Raw genomic sequence first — 17543 nt, 5'->3', positions numbered from 1 at the left:
TCCATGAACGAGATCGACCCCGCGCGTCGCTTTTCATCAGAAGCGGTGCGCAAATTCGACGGCCCTGCCGATGGCGATGCGCCCGGCGGCATGAACGACGTCGCCCGACAGGTCGCCACGCAGTACCGGCGCGATACGATGTCGCCGATCATGGTCAGCGGTGTCCTGCGCATGGTCGAATTCGGGTTGCTGTTTGTTTCGGGGCTCTGCGTCTATTTCTACTATGTCGGTTTCTTCAACTACTTCGCCTGGCAGTATCCGGTGACGATCGCTGCCGCGTCGTTCCTCGCGGTGGTGCTGCTCGATGTCACCGACTGCTACCAGGTTGTTTCCCTGATGCGGCCGGTCGCCAATTTTAGCCGCATCCTGCTGGCCTGGGCCGGAGCCTTCGCGCTGATGGCGTTGACCGCGTTCACCGTGAAGATATCGGAAGACTATTCGCGCCTGCTGTTCGGCACCTGGTTCGTCGTCGGTTTCGTTCTCCTCTTCGGCCTCAGGCTGGTGATGTCGAAGCTGATCCGGCGCTGGGCGCGCGATGGCCGCATGGAGCGGCGCGCCGTCATCGTGGGCGGCGGCAAGGCCGCGGAAGTCCTGATCCGCTCGGTCGAAAAGCAGCCTTACAACGACATCCGCATCTGCGGCATTTTCGATGACCGCGGCGACAAGCGCTCGCCGCCCATCGTCGCCGGCTATCCCAAGCTCGGCACCATTTCGGAGCTGATCGAGTTCGCCCGCATCGCCCGCATCGACATGCTGATCGTATCGCTGCCGCTGACCGCTGAAACACGCGTGCTGCAGTTGTTGAAGAAGCTGTGGGTGCTGCCGGTCGATATCCGGCTTTCTGCGCATTCAAACGCGCTGCAGTTCCGTCCGCGCGCCTATTCCTTCATCGGCTCGGTGCCGATGCTCGACATCTTCGACAAGCCGATCAACGACTGGGATTCAGTCGCCAAGCGTGCCTTCGACATCATCTTCAGCCTTATCGGCATCGTGGTGTTCTCGCCGGTCATGCTGGCCACCGCAATCGCCATCAAGCTCGACAGCAAGGGGCCGGTGCTGTTTCGCCAGAAGAGGCATGGTTTCAACAACGAGGTGATCGAGGTCTACAAATTCCGCTCGATGTATGCCGACAGGTCGGACCCGACCGCCAAGCAGACGGTGACCAAGAACGACTCGCGCGTCACCCGTGTCGGCCGCTTCATCCGCAAGACCTCGATCGACGAGTTGCCGCAGTTCTTCAACTCGCTGCTCGGTACGCTGTCGCTGGTCGGGCCGCGCCCGCACGCCATCGCCGCGCAGTCGCACAACCTTCTCTACAACGAGGTGGTCGACGGCTATTTCGCACGCCACAAGGTCAAGCCCGGTGTCACCGGCTGGGCGCAGATCAACGGCTGGCGCGGCGAGATGGACACCAACGAGAAGATCCGCATGCGGACGGAGTATGACCTCTATTACATCGAGAACTGGTCGCTGCTGTTCGACCTGCGGATCCTGTTCCTGACTCCGGTCCGGTTGCTCAACACGGAAAACGCCTATTGAGCGCGATTTCCCACGAACTGTCACCGGGCGCGGTCAACGCCAAGCTGATCGCGCTGATTTCTTCCAGTGCGGTGGTGTTCGGCATCCTTCTGTCCGGCTTCGTCATCAGCGAGCCGGCGCCTTACGAAATCTACATGGCCGGGCTGATCATCATCTGGGCTCTCTTCAGCCTGAAGATTTCCCGTGCTGCCGTGCCTTTGCTGGTGCTGCTGGTGACGATGAATATCGGCGGCATGATTTCGATGACGCAGATGGCGGACCTCGCCAACACGCCGCTCTATCTCTCGGTATCGCTGTTTCTTGCTTTCAGCGCGGTGTTCTTCGCCTCCGTCACGGCCACACGGCCGAGCCTCTACCGGTTGATCTTCATTGCTTATGTGATCTCGGCCGTGATGACCTCGCTGCTCGGCATAGCCGGCTACTTCCACGCCTTTCCCGGCGCGGAAATGTTCACCAAATATGACCGCGCCGCCGGCGCGTTCCAGGATCCGAACGTCTTCGGACCTTTCCTGGTGCTGCCCGGCATCTACCTGCTCTATCTGATCCTGACTGGGTCGGTCTCGCGCATGCCGCTGCTGGCGGTGCCGCTGCTGATCATAACGGCCGGCATCTTCTTCTCCTTCTCGCGCGGCGCCTGGGGCATGTTCGCCATTTCGGCGATCCTGCTCACCGGCTGCCTGTTCCTGCAGAGCGCCAGCGGCATGTTCCGGCTGCGCGTGGTGATCATGACCATCGCCGCATTGTCGTTGCTTGCGGTCGCCATCATCGTCATCTTGCAGCTGCCCGGGGTGTCGGAGATGTTCTCCAACCGCGCGCATCTCGAGCAGAGCTACGACACCGCCCGCCTCGGCCGCTTCGCCCGCTACACGCTCGGATTCCAGATGGCGATGGAGCACCCATTCGGCATCGGGCCGCTGGTCTTCGGCACGATCTTCGGGGAGGACACGCACGACATCTGGCTGAAGATGCTGATGGACTATGGCTGGCTAGGCTTCGTGTCGTTCCTGACGCTCGTCCTGTGGACCATCGGAGCCGGATTTCGAATCCTTCTGCGCGACCGGCCGTGGCAGCCCTATCTCCTGTGCGCCTATGTCGCCTTCATCGGCAATATCGGGCTCGGCACCTTCATCGACATCGACCACTGGCGCCATGTCTACCTGCTGCTCGGCCTGATCTGGGGCGCCATCGCATTGGAATACCGCCATCAGCGGTTGCCGCCGACTCTGGCTCCAACAAGAAGGTAAAGGCCTGATCTGGCCAGGTCCAGCTCAGGCGGACTCAGAGAAGTCCTGGTTCGAAATGGACAAGTTCCCAATCCCTTAGGCCACTGATGCGCACCTTGTCGCCAATCTCCTGCGCCATCGCGAACATCATTCGTCGTCAGGACCGTGCGCCGATGTGCTTCTCAAAACGGAAACGACGAAGATCGCAACCGGCTTTTCATCGCCAGGTTCCTTCATTTGCATGCTTCGGCATATTAGCGTCTGTGCATATATTCGCCAGCCAGCGCGTGGTCCCTTAACAGTCCGCTGGCTAGGCCCGGTGCCCCAATCAACCCAACGCGGGTACCGGGCCGCCTTGAAACTTCAGAAATCTCCGGGATTTTGGTCTCGACTTAAGCATCGGTGAAGTGTCCAACGCCAGATCTGCCCCATACCTTGCCACTTGCGGGCGAGCTTGCGCCGCGCAATACTACCTTATGGGGTGTAGGGTTTGCAGGGCGGGTGGCATGCCAATCTACGATGTCGCGGAAATGCGCTACGATCGGGTAATCAGATCCAAGGCAGTCGAAGCGACCGGCCCTGCTGTGGCCGCATCGCAAATGAATGCCTGCGAGACAGCATCTCAAAGATGGGCGAGGGACTGGATTCGCGTAACTGATGAAGCTCGGGGGGTAGTGTTTGCCTACACGGTCGCCCGCCGGCTGAACTCGGCTCAGCCGCCATCGCCAAAATAAAAAATGTTGGCTCGCACGGGGATCAACCCGCCGCTGGGACTTCTTTGGGAGTGCAGCGGGCTGTGGGTGTGGGCACCCAAGGAACAGCGAAGGGCTGAATTGTAGGAGAATTCCACAATCGCCGACGTGCACGGATGCAGGAACATTCGCTGCCAGTTCGGACTTTTTCGCGGCTCCGAGGTCCGACTCGGGCGATTGGATCGCCTTTCCGTTCCGAAAACGAGAAAGGGCGCCCACAGGCGCCTTCGATAAAACTAGGGATTTCAAGGAACTAATGGTCGGAGTGGCCGGATTCGAACCGACGACCCCTTGACCCCCAGTCAAGTGCGCTACCGGGCTGCGCTACACTCCGGACCGGTCGCGATGTATCGTGATAACCCCGCTCGGGTCAACCGAAATTCGGCGACTGTCGTGATGTTGGCATTCCCGAACCTCACCTAGCCTTGACAGACGTCCACCCATTCAGCGCCGGCAAGCTCGACCATGCGCTGCGGCGCGATCCGTACCGCCGCGTTGGTGGCGCCGGCGGCGGGGACGACCTCGTCGAATTCGCGCAGCGATAGGTCGCAATAGACCGGCAGCGGCGACGGCAGGCCGAACGGGCAGACGCCGCCAACCGGATGACTTGTGGCCTCGAGAACCTCGGCGGCGTCGAGCATGCGCGGCTTGCCGCCGAACTGGTCCTTGAACTTGCGGTTGTCCAGTCTGGCGATGCCGCTGGTCACGACGAGCATGGTGCGATCGCCGACGCGCAGGCAGATGGTCTTGGCGATCTGCGCCGGCAGGACGCCATGCGCCTCCGCCGCCAGCGTTACCGTCGCCGAACTCGCTTCCGTAACGACAACCTCGATATCAGGCGCATAAACGGCGAAGAAAGCACGAACAGATTCCAGGCTCATATCGAAAAACCACGATTCAAAAATGCACGGCGCGATTGAGGCGGATTTGGATGCCGCACGTATAAACACGTGCGATTGACAATTCGGCAAGCCCGGCCTGCTGGAGACCAATGCGGCGTCAACAAGAAACCCGCCAAGCGGGCCTTGGCGGGTTTCTCGGGCATGCCTGTTGCTGATTCTATGCCAGCGGCCGGCCTTGTGGGGCCCGTGTCGGTGCGGCGGAAGCAATGGGAGCGTCCTGAGGCAGCCGAAGCGCGGACGCGATACGACGCAGCTTCGCCGGATCGGCCGCCCTGCCGTTCTCGATGTCCTCGATTTCGTCGACCGCGAGGCCGCAGGTCAGAGAAAGCTCTTCCAGACTGTATCCGCGGGCTTCCCGCATGGCTCTGAGGGAGCTGTAATGAGGCCCGACCTCACTGGCTAACGGTTCGGAGAGGGCATGGCTTTTTGCATTGTGGGGCATTGGCAACTCCGGTGGCTGAAAGAGTTTGATCAAAATGGATGTTGCCTGAGACGAGCAGGAAGATGCCCGCTCGCCGGCGATTTGCCAAGACCCCGTCACGCTATCGTGAACCGGATGCCTGCGAGGCGGTTTCACACGCCATCAAGTTCTTTTGAACACCCCAGCCACCTTTTTGCTCGGAGGTTTAGGCCCACCTGTTCGTTGTTCTGATGCGCTGGCGTGAAAACCATCCGGTTCCAGCCAGCCCGTTCCCAGAAGGATATCTGCAATGAACTTCAAGACAGTCATGGTCGTGCTTGGCGCGATCACCAGCCTTTCCATTGCCGCTGCGGGCGCCCAGGCGGCGGACGCGATGCGCGTGCGGGGCACTGTGGTCAACTTCGAGCCATCGCTGCTGACCGTTAAAACCCGCCAGGGCGATACCTCGGCGATTAAGCTCAATACCGGCTGGAAGATTTCCGGCGTCGCCAGCGCCTCCGAAAAGGACATCAAGCAGGGCGATTTCCTCGGCATCGCCTCCGTCTCGAAGGCAGATGGCGGCAGCGGCGCACTGGAGGTGGTGATTTTCCCAGCCGCCTTGAAGGGCACTGGCGAGGGTGATCGCCCGTGGGACCTGCAGCCGAATAGCCGCATGACCAACGGCACCGTCGCCGGCGTTACCGACATAAACGGACGCGCCGTCACGCTGACCTATGACAACGGCCAGACAAAGAAGATTTCGATCCCCGACAGCACGCCTGTCGTGACCTTCGCCCCGGCCACGCCGACCGATCTCAAGCCGGGCACGACCGTCTTCATTCCCGCTCAGCGGGAGTCTGACGGGACGCTGAGTTCCAGCCGTGTCGTGGTGGGAAACAACGGCGTGGTCCCGCCGATGTAGCCAGAACAGGTGCCATGGGCGCAGCCTTCGGCCTGCGCGATGGTGACGGTACAGCCCCCGATTGCGCGGAAACACTCCAGAAACAAAATTCTACAATCAGGAAATACTGACGAAAAAATTCGGGCGCGTAATTCCATGCGCGGCGGTCGGGCGTCGACCCGATTATAAATCTGCCCGCGAAAAAGGAAACGATCCATGAAGAAGTCCCTCCTCTCGGCCCTTGGGCTTGCAGTTGCACTTGCTTTCACGGTGCCGGTCATCGGCGCGACCAGCGCGGATGCCGCCCCGATGGCGAAGCATCACCGTCATCACCGCATTCATCATCGTCATCATGTTCGTCACCACCACCGCGTTCACCATCACCACCACGTGAATAAGGCCTACTAAGTACAGACTGCCAGCGAGAAGACCGGCCTTGGGATCTTGCTCAAGGCTGGCCTCTCCTGGGTCATCCAAGGCTTCGACGTGAAGCGGGGGCTATCGACCTTAGCGTGACGACACCGCTGGCCCAGGACTTTCGGCGCTAATCCCGATACCGCGACGGTAAGCGGAATCTTTCAGGCGGAGCCAAATCGCGATGCCGACGCGCTACGCGCCAGATGCCAGAGCAACGACCGGCATCGCTAATGGCGGCCGCCCGAGGTGAGCCGCGATCTTTTCCGCCTCGAAGTCATCACCCGCAGGCACCTCAGCGGCGGCTGAACAACAGGCTGGCGATCAAGCCGAGCACCACAAGGCCCACCGTGGCGGCCACCGCCGGATGATCGCGGGCCGACCTCTCGATCACCTTGCCTTGTTTGCGGATCGCCGGCATGGCATCGCGCAGACGTCCGGCAAGATCCGAATATGTTTCCAGAGCGGCATCGCGGCTGTCTTCGTAGTATGCGCCGCCCCGCTTTGACACTGCCTTGCGCAACGCCGCGATCTCCCTCGACAGGGCCGCGACCTGCTTTTCGAGGTCGATGTCCGAAAGGGTCGAAAATGATGCCATCATGCGTTTCCTTGTCTTGCTAAACGACGTCTTGCAGAAGGAAACGTAACGCCCCACGCCAAGGCGGGTTCCGGTTTCGAGGCTTCAGCACTTCGCGCCGCGGTCAGCGCACCTGGTCGAGCAGTCGCTTGCACTCCAGCAGGTCGAACAGTGCTTCCTGCAGCAGCGCGCGATTGTCGCGCGAGAGTTTCGACGCGTCCGGCTGAACCGGACCTTCCTCATCGCCCTTGCCCAGGCCGAAAAAGCGGCGGCTGGGCTTGACCCTCGGCTGGCCAACCAGTTCATCGTCCCCGCCGCGCGGCTGCGCTGCCGGCGTCAGCGGCACCTGGTCGGCCTGCTTTCGCTGCGAGATCGCCTCGACGGCGGCCATGTCGCCATTGCCGATGGCGACCAGGAAATGATTGCCGTTTTCGCGCAGCAGCTTCTGCACGCCCTTGATGGTGTAGCCCTGGTCATAGAGCATGTGGCGGATGCCCTTGATCAGCTCGACATCCTGCGGCCGGTAGTAGCGACGGCCGCCGCCGCGCTTCATCGGCTTGATCTGGTTGAAGCGCGTTTCCCAGAAGCGCAACACATGTTGCGGCAGGTCGAGATCTTCGGCGACCTCGCTGATGGTGCGGAAGGCGTCAGGGCTCTTGTCCATGGGCGAAAATCCTCACGCTGGAGCGTGATCCGGAACGGTCTTCAACGAGATCAGGCTCACCAAAGAGAAGCTCATTCCGTTGCGCGGAATGGATCATACGCTGAACACCCATCCGGCCATGCTGCCGAATCGGACCTTATTTCAGCGGTTTGTGAAGCAATATTCAAGCCCCGCGTCATGGCGGGGCCGGTTTTCAACCGTACAATGGAGCTATTTGCCGCCCTTGGCCTTGCTGTTCTGGTGAGAGCGCAAGATGCGGTTCTTCAGCACGTTCGACGACTTGAAGGTCATCACCCGGCGCGGCAGGATCGGCACCTCTTCACCGGTCTTGGGATTGCGCCCGATGCGCTCATTCTTGGAGCGAACATGGAACGTCGCGAAGGACGACAGCTTGACCGTCTCGCCGCGGACGATGGCTTCGCAGATTTCGTCCAGAACAGCCTCAACGAGTTCAGCGGATTCAGTGCGCGACAAACCGACCTTGCGGTAGACGGCCTCGGCAAGGTCGGCGCGCGTAAGTGTCTTTCCCCCCATGCGACCGTCCCATCAGCTCAAACATAAAAATCGGCACAACAACGATAGAGCCTAAGTAATTGATCCGGCAAGGTCAAGGACCGAAACCGGACCGTTTTGCACTTACCAGCGAACCAGAACAGCACCCCAGGTGAAGCCGCCGCCCATCGCTTCCAGGAGCACCAGGTCGCCCTTCTTGATGCGGCCGTCGGCGACGGCCACCGACAGCGCCAGCGGCACGGAAGCAGCCGACGTGTTACCGTGCAAATCGACCGTGACCACCACCTTTTGCTCTGCAATCCCGAGCTTCTTGGCGGAAGCGTCAATAATTCGTTTATTGGCCTGGTGCGGCACGAACCAGTCGAGGTCGGCCGCAGTGATGCCGGCCGCAGAGAAGGTCGCCTCGATGACGTCGGTGATCATGCCGACCGCATGCTTGAAGACTTCGCGGCCTTCCATCCTGAGGTGGCCGACGGTTCCAGTCGTCGACGGTCCGCCGTCGACGAAGAGCTTGTCCTTGTGGGTGCCGTCCGAGCGCAGGCTGGCAGCCAGAACGCCGTGGTCGGCAATCGTGCCGCCGCCCTCGCCTGCCTCCAGGACCAGCGCCCCGGCGCCGTCGCCGAACAGAACGCAGGTCGAGCGGTCACTCCAGTCGAGGATGCGCGAGAATGTCTCCGAACCGATCACCAGCACGCGTTTGGCCAGGCCGCCCCGGATGTAGAGATCGGCTGTGGTCACACCATAGACGAAGCCGGAGCACACTGCCTGCATGTCAAAGGCAAAGCCATGATGCATGCCAAGCCGGTTCTGGATCTCGACCGCGGTGGCCGGGAACGTGTTGTTTGGCGTCGAGGTCGCCAGCACGATCAGGTCGATGTCATCTGGCGTCAGCCCGGCATTGGCCAGGGCCGCACGAGCCGCGGCCTCGCCCAACGAAGCCGTCGTCTCGTCGTCGGCCGCGATATGACGCTGGCGGATGCCGGTGCGCTGGGCGATCCACTCATCCGAGGTTTCGACCATGCCTTCGAAATCGGCATTCTTCATGATGCGGCGGGGCAGCGCGGCGCCCGTGCCGCGCACGACTGATCTGATCAAAATTCTTTCCTATTCCTTCGCGTCGCTAACGACGTCGGATTTCCGAGATGACAGGGCATGCGGGTTGCGCGCATGAAACAGGTCCAGGTCGGCCTCAATGCGGTCGAGCAGATTGTTGCGCACCATATCGTAGCCGAGTTCGATCGCAGCGGCAAAACCGTCCGAATCAGCACCGCCGTGGCTTTTGACGACGATGCCGTTCAGCCCCAGGAAGACGCCGCCATTGGAGCGACCGACATCCATCTTTTCGCGCAGGCGATCGAAGGCGCCCTTGGCGAAGACATAGCCGATCTTGGCCATCAGGGTGCGGCTCATCGCGGCGCGCAGATAACCTGCGATCTGGCGCGCGGTGCCCTCCGCCGTCTTCAGCGCGATGTTGCCGGCAAAGCCTTCCGTCACCACCACGTCGACCGTGCCCTTGCCGATATCGTCGCCTTCGACAAAGCCATGATAGTTCATCGAGGCCATGTTGGCTTCGCGCAGCATGCGTCCCGCCTCCTTGACCTCTTCCTGGCCCTTGATCTCTTCCACGCCGACATTGAGCAGGCCGACGGTGGGCCGGGCGACGCCGAATACGGAGCGCGCCATGCCGGTGCCGAGAATTGCAAAATCGATGAGCTGGTGCGCGTCTGCGCCAATCGTGGCGCCGACGTCCAGAACCACGCTCTCGCCGCGCAATGTCGGCCACAACGCCGCGATCGCGGGGCGCTCGATGGTGGCCATCGTGCGCAGGCAGAATTTCGACATGGCCATCAATGCACCGGTGTTGCCGGCGGAGATGCAGGCGTCCGCGGCACCGGACTTGACCGCTTCGACCGCCTTCCACATCGACGACTTCCAGCGGCCATGGCGCAATGCCTGGCTCGGCTTGTCGTCCATCCTGACCGCGACCTCGCAGTGGAAGAATTCGCTGATATCGGCGAGCTTGGGAAACTTGGCCAGTTCGGGGCGCACGAGTTCCTCACGCCCATAGATGACGAAGCGTATGTCGGGACGGCGGGTCGCGACCGTCATGAGCGCCGGAATGACCACGGCTGGTCCGTGATCGCCGCCCATGGCATCGATGGAAATCCTGATCACGCGGTGTTCATCTCACGGTTTGGCGGCAGGTCGCTTTAGTGGTCGCGAAGGTTGGGCGAAAATAGCGGTTTTGGGTTTTCACACAACCGGCTTTTCCATCGCGGGCGAGGTTTTCAGGATTTTCCAAGCAACGATCGCAGTTTTTGCTGAAATTCATTCTCCGCCGCTTCAGTCTCGCCGCCGGCATCCAGCGACGCGCCCTGCTTGCGCGGATAGGGGTCGATCGCCAGTCCGAAGAACTGTTCGGCGAGCGCCCCGACATCGATCGTGTCGCCGGAAAATGTTTCGGGGCTGTCGGGTCCTTCCGCATCGAGCAGGATCTCGCCGCCACCTTCGAATCCCTGCCGTCCAAGCTTGGAATCCTCGGGCAGCAGCAGCGCTTCGACCGGCTCGTCGATATGCGCCTCGACGGGATCGAGCGTGACGATGCAGGCCTGCGTGATGTCGGCCTCGACGCGGCCGCTGACCTTCACGCCATTGCGCTTCCAGGAGGCCACAAGGAGTTCCGCGCGATAGGCTTCGACCGACAGCAATCCATGCTCCTCGGCGAGCGCCGCACGCTGTGCGGCATCGGCCTCGATCACAACAGGCAAACCCTTCTGCGGCAGCCGGGCGACGTTTGCGCGGAAGGATACCGGGCTTTGCGGATCAACATGCTTCATCGATCAACCTCCGTTGGCGACGGGAAACGCCACCGTGCCGGAGACAATCGATTCGGATGGCTGCGCAGCCAATTGATTGCAGGCTTCGGTGACATAGAGAGCCAGTCGCGATGCTTCCGGCCAGACGTCGGCGTCGGGCCTGACATTGCGGGCAAGGGCAGCGGTCAGCCCGTCGCGATCGCTTCTTTCCAGCGCATCATCATAGGCGGCGGTGCGGCCATAAAACATCTTCGCCAGTTTCTTCATGCGTTTGGGTACGCCGACGTCACCAATGCCCAGTTCCCGCAGCGAATGATCGACGTCGAGGAAGAACTCGTCGATCAGCACCTGTGCGATCTCCTGCGCCACGCCGTCTTCGCCGCGCAAACGATGCTGAAACAAGAACATGTGCAGCGAAACCATCTCGAAACGGCCGAGCGGCGTATCCGGCACATTCCAGTGGGAATAAAATACAGTCTGCCGCGCCGCCGCCACGATTTGTGCGTACAGCGCGTCGGTGATGGCGCGGTTGGCGTGGCGTTCGCGGCCAAAAAGGCGCTGGAACATGGGGATGGTCTCCGGGGACCGTTTGTTGAATTGGCCTTGTTGCATCGGCAAGCAAGCTGGTTTACCGGTTTTGCGGCCCAGCGCAAGTTGCGGCGATATAATGGAGAATTGTTGTTGCGCGCGCTGAATTTCAAGTCGACCTTCTCGTCCAGGCCCGCTGGCGCGATCTCGCTGCTGCTCGTCGTTTCGGCGCTTTCGGCATGTCACACCAACAAGATGGTCGGCGACCTCAGTCCGAGCGAGACGTTCACGCAAGGGTATGTCATCGACCAGCAGGCAGTCGATTCGGTGCCCGTCGGCTCCAGCCGCGAGCAGGTGCTTCTGGCCCTGGGTACGCCGTCGACGACGGCGACTTTCGACAACGAGGCGTTTTATTATATCTCGCAAACGCGCAAGCGCTACGTCGCCTTCGACAAGCCCAGGCTGGTCGACCAGAAAGTGCTGGCGGTGTATTTCGGCGATGATGGCCGCGTCACCCAGATCGCCAATTACGGCTTGAAGGACGGCAAGATTTTCGACTTCATCTCGCGCACCACGCCGACTGGCGGCAAGGACCAGAACTTCCTCAGCCAGATCATCAACGGCGCCAGCAAGCTGGCGCCCGGCATACCCGGCGGCGGCACTCCCTGATCTTCAGATCCTGTCTTCCGCTCTGGAAGCAGCACCATCTCAGGCGACCGGAAACCCGTGGGAGCGATCCCACGGGTTTTTGTTTGCCCAAGCCAAGGCCGACTTGCCAGCAATGGGGCGCCAGGACAGTTGACGGCATCCATTCCAACCAGAACCGCTCTGCCGAAAAAAATCCGCGAGGATCGCTCCCCGCGGATATTCATTTCAGAACGCTCCTTTCAGCCGTGTGCGAGCACAGCCAGCAGCAGGAGCGCCACGATATTGGTGATCTTGATCGCCGGATTGACTGCCGGGCCGGCTGTGTCCTTGTAGGGATCGCCGACCGTATCGCCTGTCACCGAGGCCTTGTGCGCCTCGGAGCCCTTCACGTGCTTGACGCCGTTCTTGTCGACGAAACCGTCCTCGAACGACTTTTTCGCGTTGTCCCAGGCGCCGCCGCCCGAGGTCATCGAGATGGCGACGAACAGGCCATTGACGATGACGCCGAGCAGCGAGGCGCCGAGGGCTGCGAAAGCCGAGGCCTTGGAGCCCGAGATCAGCAGCACGCCGAAATAGACGACGAGCGGCGCCAGCACCGGCAGCAGCGACGGGATGATCATCTCGCGGATTGCCGCCTTGGTCAGAAGATCGACCGCGCGCGCGTAGTTCGGCTTCGAGGTGCCGGCCATGATGCCCGGATCCTCGCGGAACTGCTTGCGCACCTCCTCGACGATAGCGCCCGCCGCACGGCCGACGGCCGTCATGGCGATGCCGCCGAACAGATACGGGATGAGACCGCCGAAGATCAGGCCGGCGACGACGTATGGATTGGAGAGATCGAAGGAGATCTCGCCCATGCCCTGGAAGTACGGATATTTGTCGCCGTTGGCGGCAAAGAACTTCAGGTCGTTCGAATAGGCGGCAAACAGCACCAATGCGCCAAGGCCGGCCGAACCGATGGCATAGCCCTTGGTCACCGCCTTGGTGGTGTTGCCGACCGCGTCGAGCGCATCGGTGGAGTGGCGCACTTCCTTGGGCAGGCCGGCCATTTCGGCAATGCCGCCGGCATTGTCGGTGACCGGGCCGAAGGCGTCGAGCGCCACGATCATGCCGGCAAGGCCGAGCATCGTCGTCACGGCGATCGCCGTGCCATAGAGGCCGGCGAGCTGATAGGTCGAGATGATGCCGCCGACGATGACGATTGCCGGCAGCGCCGTCGATTCCAGCGAGACCGCGAGGCCCTGGATGACGTTGGTGCCGTGGCCGGTCACCGAGGCCTGGGCGATCGAGTTGACCGGGCGCTTGTTGGTGCCGGTATAATATTCAGTGATCACGACGATGAGACCGGTCACCACAAGGCCGATCAGGCCGCAGATGAACAGGTTCTTTCCGGTGATGACCATGCCGGCGACGGTGCCGACCTCGCCCCAGCCGAGCGTCGCCGAAGTGGCGACACCAAGGCCGACGATCGACAACAGGCCGGTGACGATGAGGCCCTTGTAGAGCGCGCCCATGATCGAGCCGTTGGAGCCGAGCTTGACGAAGAAGGTGCCGACGATCGAGGTCAGGATGCAGGCACCGCAGATTGCGAGCGGATAGAGCATCGCGGCACCAAGAACGGCAGTACCGCCGAAGAAGATGGAGCTGAGAACCATGGTGGCGACGACCGTCACCGCGTAGGTCTCGAACAGGTCGGCAGCCATGCCGGCGCAGTCGCCGACATTGTCGCCGACATTGTCGGCGATGGTGGCTGGATTGCGCGGATCATCTTCCGGGATACCGGCCTCAACCTTGCCGACCAGATCGCCGCCGACGTCGGCGCCCTTGGTGAAGATGCCGCCGCCGAGACGGGCGAAGATCGAGATCAGCGAGGCGCCGAAACCGAGCGAAACCAGCGAGTCGATGACGATACGATCGTTAGGCTGAAGACCCATGAAGTGGGTCAGGATCAGGTAGTAGATCGAGACGCCGAGCAGCGCCAGGCCCGCCACCAGCATGCCGGTGATGGCGCCCGACTTGAAGGCGATGTCGAGACCGGCGGCCAGGCTGTTGGACGCGGCTTGCGCGGTGCGCACATTGGCCCGCACCGAAACATGCATGCCGATGAAGCCGGCGGCGCCCGAAAGCACGGCACCGATCAGGAAGCCGATCGCGGCGGTGATTGAAAGCAGCCACCAGGCGAGCACGAGCACGACGACGCCGACCATGGCGATCGTGGTGTACTGGCGCGCCAGATAGGCTTGTGCGCCCTCGCGGATGGCCGCGGAGATTTCCTGCATGCGTGCATTGCCCTGATCGGACGCGAGAACCGAACGTGTCGCCCAGATGGCGTAAAGGACAGAAAGCAGACCGCAGGCGATGACGGCGGAAATAATTGTCATTGCCGGATTTTCCTCGATTGATGGCCCAAAAGAACCCCTCCCTGGGCCGTTGAGACAAAGACCGGAATCCGCGGACGGAATCCACCTCTTCGCAGCGGTGTATGCGAAACAGGGTCGCGAACGTCAAGATATTGTTCGGTTTTTGTCCGGCTTTCGCCCAAAAGGCATAGGGTGGGACGGCCCCGCCGGCATGGTCTTCAATTTAGATCGATTAAAATGACGCGAGGGAACCACTCGCACAAGATGCTGGCTTCCCTGAGGACTACTCCGCCTCGCGTCCCATCCGCCGCGCCGCGTAGCGCTCAACCGCCGACAGCCCGTCATAGATCAGCACGGCAAGGGCCGCCACGATCAGGCCGCCCTGCAGGATGAAGGCAAGGTTGTTGGACAACAGGCCGGCGATGATCACCTCGCCCAGCGTCTTGGCGGCCACGGTCGAGCCGATGGTGGCGGTGGCCAGGCTGATCACCACGGAGAGCCTGATGCCGCCAAGGATGATCGGTGCGCTGAGCGGCAGTTCGACCTTGGTGAGCCTTTGCCAGCCGGTCATGCCGGCGCCGCGCGCCGCCTCGACGACATTGGCCGGCAGCGTCGTCAGCCCGGTCAGTGCATTCTCGAAGATCGGCAGCAGGCCGTAGAGAAACAGGGCGATCAACGTCGGCTTCTCGCCGAAGCCGACAGCCGGCACGGCGAGCGCCAGCACCGCCACCGGCGGAAAGGTCTGGCCGATGTTGACCAGGCTGCGTGACAACGGCAGGAATTCGGCACCGGCCGGCCTGGTGACGAGGATGGCCAGAGCCACCGCAACGATGGTCGCAGCGACGGTGGCGATCAGCACGGTGCGCAGATGCAGCAGCGTCAGCGTCAGCAGGCTGCCCTGATTGTAGATCACAGGAGCGTTGTTTTCGGTCAGCGGCTTCAGCAGCGGCTCGAACCAGGCTGGACTGGTGATGAAGGCAACCAGCAACACCACCAGCGCCAGCCTGAGCAGCAAAGGCAGCCAGGCTTTCATGCCGGCCTCGCCGCGCGTTTGATCAGTCCGTCCACCGTGACGCGGCCGAGCGGCTTGCCGTCGGCGCCTTTCACCGGCAGCGCCGGCCGGCCCGACCACAGGAGTTCAGCCAGCGCATCGCGCTGGCTGGCGTCGCCGGGGATCGCCTCGCCGTCGGCGATGCCGTTCTCCACGGCGTCACGCACCCGTCCGAGCGACAGCAGCCTGAATGGCCTTTCGCTGGCGCCGACCAAGGTCTCGACGAAGCTGCTGGCCGGGCTTGCCAGGATCTCTGCGGGTTTTGCGTATTGCACGAGCTTGCCGGCATCCATGACGGCGATCTTGTCGCCCATATGCACGGCCTCCTCCATGTCATGGGTGACGAGGATAATGGTGGTGCCGAAGCGCTTCTGGATCGCCAGCAGGTCTTCCTGCGCCTTGGTGCGGATGATCGGGTCGAGCGCGCCGAACGGCTCGTCCATCAACAGCACGTTGGGTTCGGCGGCGAGCGCGCGGGCCACGCCGACGCGCTGCTGCTGGCCACCGGACAGTTCGTGCGGATAGCGTGGCCCGAATTCCTGGGGGTCGAGCTGGTAGAGCGTCATCAGTTCATCGACGCGGGCCTTGATGCGGGCCTTGTCCCAGCCGAGCAGCACCGGCACGGTGGCGATGTTCTGCGCCACTGTGCGATGCGGAAACAGGCCGTGGCCCTGGATGGCATAACCGATGCTGCGGCGCAGTTCGTAACCGGGCACCGAACGATTGTCGGCACCGTCGAGCTTGATGATGCCGGCAGTCGGCTCGACCAGCCGGTTGATCATGCGCAGCAGTGTCGTCTTGCCGGAGCCGGAAGTGCCGACAATGACCGCAATCGTGCGTGGCTCGATGACCATCGACACATCGTCGACCACCGTCGTCGCATCGTAGCGCTTGGTAATGCCTTCAATCTCGATCATGCCGTTTCAACCCTGCGCTTGGTGGCGGTCATTTCGGTCACTGCGTCGAGGATGATAGCGGCGGCGAAGGCCAGCGCCACGGTCGGCACCGCACCGAGCAGCACAAGGTCCATCGCCGTCTGGCCAACACCCTGGAAGACGAACACGCCGAAGCCGCCGCCGCCGATGAGTGCTGCGATGGTGGCAAGGCCGATATTCTGCACCAGCACGATACGGATACCGGTCAGGATCACCGGAAAAGCCAGCGGAAACTCGACGCCGAACAGGCGTTGCCTATCGGTCATGCCCATGCCGCGCGCCGCATCATTGGCGGCACGCGGAACGCCGGCAAGGCCGACCACCGTGTTGGCCACCACCGGCAGCAGCGAATAGAGGAACAGGGCGACAAAGGCAGGTGCTGTGCCAATGCCGCGAATGCCGAGCCCGGCAGCGCCCGGCACATGCGTGGCGATCCAGCCGAGCGGCGCGATCAGCAGGCCAAACAGCGCGATCGAGGGAATGGTCTGGATGATGTTGAGCACATTGAGCACGCCGGAGCGCAGTCTTTCGACACGATGGCAGAGGATGCCGAGCGGCAGGCCCACGACCACCGCGGCGAGCAGGGAGCCGAGTGCCAATGTCACATGCTTGGAGCCCTCGGCCCAGAAACTGTCGGCACGGTTGGCGTATTCCTTGAGGATGGAAAGATCGTTCCAGGCTCCCGAGACGAGCAGCAGGCCGATCGCCACCGCCGCAACGACAAGCATGCCGATGCGTGCCGACGGTGACAAATTCAGGCGCGTAAGCACGTCGGCCAGCAAGAGCGTGAAGGTAAAGATGAGTATCCAGAAGCCGGAGGCTGGAGATACCCTGGCAAAGGTGTTGCCGGCCGGCGTGAGGAATGTGCCGGCAACGCCGACGAGCAATGCAAGTGCGGCAAGCGCGACCACACTGACGGCAAGCCGCAGCACGAGCGGTGTCCTGAGCAGCGCTATGAGCGCTGCCACGATCACGATTGCCAAAAGCAATGGCCCGGTCGTCGCCGGCAACGCCTCGAGAATCGAGCGCGCCTGCCCGGGAACGATGCGGTTGGCGCGGAACGTGGCGAAAGGTGCGGCGAACGCCGCGTAGGCTGCAATCGCGGCGATGACCACGCCGAGCTTGTCGAAGCGGAGGGTCATGATGCGCATCTGTGCGAAGCGACGGTCCCTGGGAGAGAAGCGGCTCCGCTGATGTAACGTCTGCGCGAGGCGCCCCCCTCTGGCCTGCCGGCCATCTCCCCCTCAAGTGGGGAGATCGGATAGCCCAATGGCTTTCGCCAATTTTCAGCGGTGCAAGATGAGTGCCGACGCCGACGCT

At 62.2% G+C, this 17543-nt stretch carries 18 protein-coding genes and 1 tRNA gene; 5 read left to right on the top strand and 14 right to left on the bottom strand.

Features of this window, described 5'->3' with window-relative positions; genetic code table 11:
• Nucleotides 1-3 precede the first annotated feature (3 nt).
• The gene (locus JT360_RS11360; protein WP_214471715.1) at nt 4-1539 is read left to right on the top strand and encodes an undecaprenyl-phosphate glucose phosphotransferase; all 1536 of its coding nucleotides are present in this window, start codon (nt 4-6) and stop codon (nt 1537-1539) included.
• Complete coding sequence (locus JT360_RS11355; RefSeq protein ID WP_214471713.1) at nt 1536-2783, top strand: O-antigen ligase family protein; 1248 nt, start codon at nt 1536-1538, stop codon at nt 2781-2783. The genes JT360_RS11360 and JT360_RS11355 overlap by 4 nt, the downstream gene beginning before the upstream one ends.
• 988 nt (nt 2784-3771) lie before the next feature.
• Here JT360_RS11355 and JT360_RS11350 read toward each other — a convergent pair.
• The 3 genes from JT360_RS11350 to JT360_RS11340 form a co-directional block, all read right to left on the bottom strand.
• A tRNA-Pro gene (locus JT360_RS11350) sits at nt 3772-3848 on the bottom strand.
• A gap of 85 nt (nt 3849-3933) precedes the next feature.
• Nucleotides 3934-4395, bottom strand: a complete 462-nt coding sequence (locus tag JT360_RS11345; protein ID WP_214471712.1) for a YbaK/EbsC family protein — start codon at nt 4393-4395, stop codon at nt 3934-3936.
• A 178-nt stretch (nt 4396-4573) separates the two neighbouring features.
• A complete protein-coding gene (locus JT360_RS11340; protein ID WP_214471710.1) occupies nt 4574-4858 on the bottom strand; it encodes a helix-turn-helix domain-containing protein in 285 nt (94 codons plus the stop codon).
• A 268-nt stretch (nt 4859-5126) separates the two neighbouring features.
• Between JT360_RS11340 and JT360_RS11335 the strand changes: the two genes are divergently transcribed.
• Together JT360_RS11335 and JT360_RS11330 are read left to right on the top strand one after the other, a co-directional pair.
• Entirely contained in the window at nt 5127-5738 is a 612-nt protein-coding gene (locus JT360_RS11335; protein ID WP_214471708.1) for a hypothetical protein, read from the top strand.
• Nucleotides 5739-5933: 195 nt separating this feature from the next.
• Nucleotides 5934-6125 (top strand): hypothetical protein, encoded by a 192-nt coding sequence (locus tag JT360_RS11330; protein ID WP_214471916.1) that lies wholly within the window; start codon nt 5934-5936, stop codon nt 6123-6125.
• 301 nt (nt 6126-6426) lie between these two features.
• Here the strand turns inward: JT360_RS11330 and JT360_RS11325 are convergent, their stop codons facing one another.
• From JT360_RS11325 to JT360_RS11295, 7 genes are all read right to left on the bottom strand, one after another.
• The gene (locus JT360_RS11325) at nt 6427-6729 is read right to left on the bottom strand and encodes a hypothetical protein (protein WP_214471706.1); all 303 of its coding nucleotides are present in this window, start codon (nt 6727-6729) and stop codon (nt 6427-6429) included.
• Between the two features lie 103 nt (nt 6730-6832).
• Complete coding sequence (locus JT360_RS11320; RefSeq protein WP_013895974.1) at nt 6833-7372, bottom strand: MerR family transcriptional regulator; 540 nt, start codon at nt 7370-7372, stop codon at nt 6833-6835.
• A 210-nt stretch (nt 7373-7582) separates the two neighbouring features.
• The gene (locus tag JT360_RS11315) at nt 7583-7906 is read right to left on the bottom strand and encodes an integration host factor subunit alpha (protein WP_010915609.1); all 324 of its coding nucleotides are present in this window, start codon (nt 7904-7906) and stop codon (nt 7583-7585) included.
• A gap of 102 nt (nt 7907-8008) precedes the next feature.
• The gene (locus tag JT360_RS11310) at nt 8009-8980 is read right to left on the bottom strand and encodes a beta-ketoacyl-ACP synthase III (protein ID WP_214471705.1); all 972 of its coding nucleotides are present in this window, start codon (nt 8978-8980) and stop codon (nt 8009-8011) included.
• Between the two features lie 9 nt (nt 8981-8989).
• Nucleotides 8990-10060 (bottom strand): phosphate acyltransferase PlsX, encoded by a 1071-nt coding sequence (gene plsX, locus JT360_RS11305; RefSeq protein ID WP_214471703.1) that lies wholly within the window; start codon nt 10058-10060, stop codon nt 8990-8992.
• A 113-nt stretch (nt 10061-10173) separates the two neighbouring features.
• Nucleotides 10174-10722 carry a YceD family protein gene (locus JT360_RS11300; protein WP_214471702.1) on the bottom strand — a complete coding sequence of 183 codons (549 nt, stop codon included), beginning with the start codon at nt 10720-10722 and terminating at the stop codon, nt 10174-10176.
• 3 nt (nt 10723-10725) lie between these two features.
• Nucleotides 10726-11268, bottom strand: a complete 543-nt coding sequence (locus JT360_RS11295; protein WP_214471906.1) for a ubiquinol-cytochrome C chaperone family protein — start codon at nt 11266-11268, stop codon at nt 10726-10728.
• Nucleotides 11269-11382: 114 nt separating this feature from the next.
• Between JT360_RS11295 and JT360_RS11290 the strand changes: the two genes are divergently transcribed.
• The gene (locus tag JT360_RS11290; protein WP_214471701.1) at nt 11383-11898 is read left to right on the top strand and encodes an outer membrane protein assembly factor BamE; all 516 of its coding nucleotides are present in this window, start codon (nt 11383-11385) and stop codon (nt 11896-11898) included.
• Between the two features lie 218 nt (nt 11899-12116).
• On the opposite strand, the gene JT360_RS11285 is transcribed toward JT360_RS11290, so the two are convergent.
• From JT360_RS11285 to JT360_RS11270, 4 genes are all read right to left on the bottom strand, one after another.
• Entirely contained in the window at nt 12117-14258 is a 2142-nt protein-coding gene (locus JT360_RS11285) for a sodium-translocating pyrophosphatase (protein ID WP_214471700.1), read from the bottom strand.
• Between the two features lie 262 nt (nt 14259-14520).
• On the bottom strand, nt 14521-15270 hold the full coding sequence (locus JT360_RS11280) for an ABC transporter permease (RefSeq protein ID WP_214471699.1): 750 nt from the start codon (nt 15268-15270) through the stop codon (nt 14521-14523).
• Nucleotides 15267-16205 (bottom strand): ABC transporter ATP-binding protein, encoded by a 939-nt coding sequence (locus JT360_RS11275; protein WP_214471698.1) that lies wholly within the window; start codon nt 16203-16205, stop codon nt 15267-15269. Before JT360_RS11275 ends, JT360_RS11280 begins: the two co-directional genes overlap by 4 nt.
• Nucleotides 16202-17365, bottom strand: coding sequence for an ABC transporter permease (locus JT360_RS11270; RefSeq protein ID WP_214471697.1), 1164 nt, complete (start codon nt 17363-17365; stop codon nt 16202-16204). The genes JT360_RS11275 and JT360_RS11270 overlap by 4 nt, the downstream gene beginning before the upstream one ends.
• Between the last annotated feature and the right edge of the window lie 178 nt (nt 17366-17543).

The organism is Mesorhizobium sp. dw_380 (assembly GCF_018588885.1).
GTDB lineage: Bacteria > Pseudomonadota > Alphaproteobacteria > Rhizobiales > Rhizobiaceae > Mesorhizobium.
Note: the sequence above shows the minus strand (reverse complement) of the source record. Positions and strands in the feature narration are given on the sequence as shown.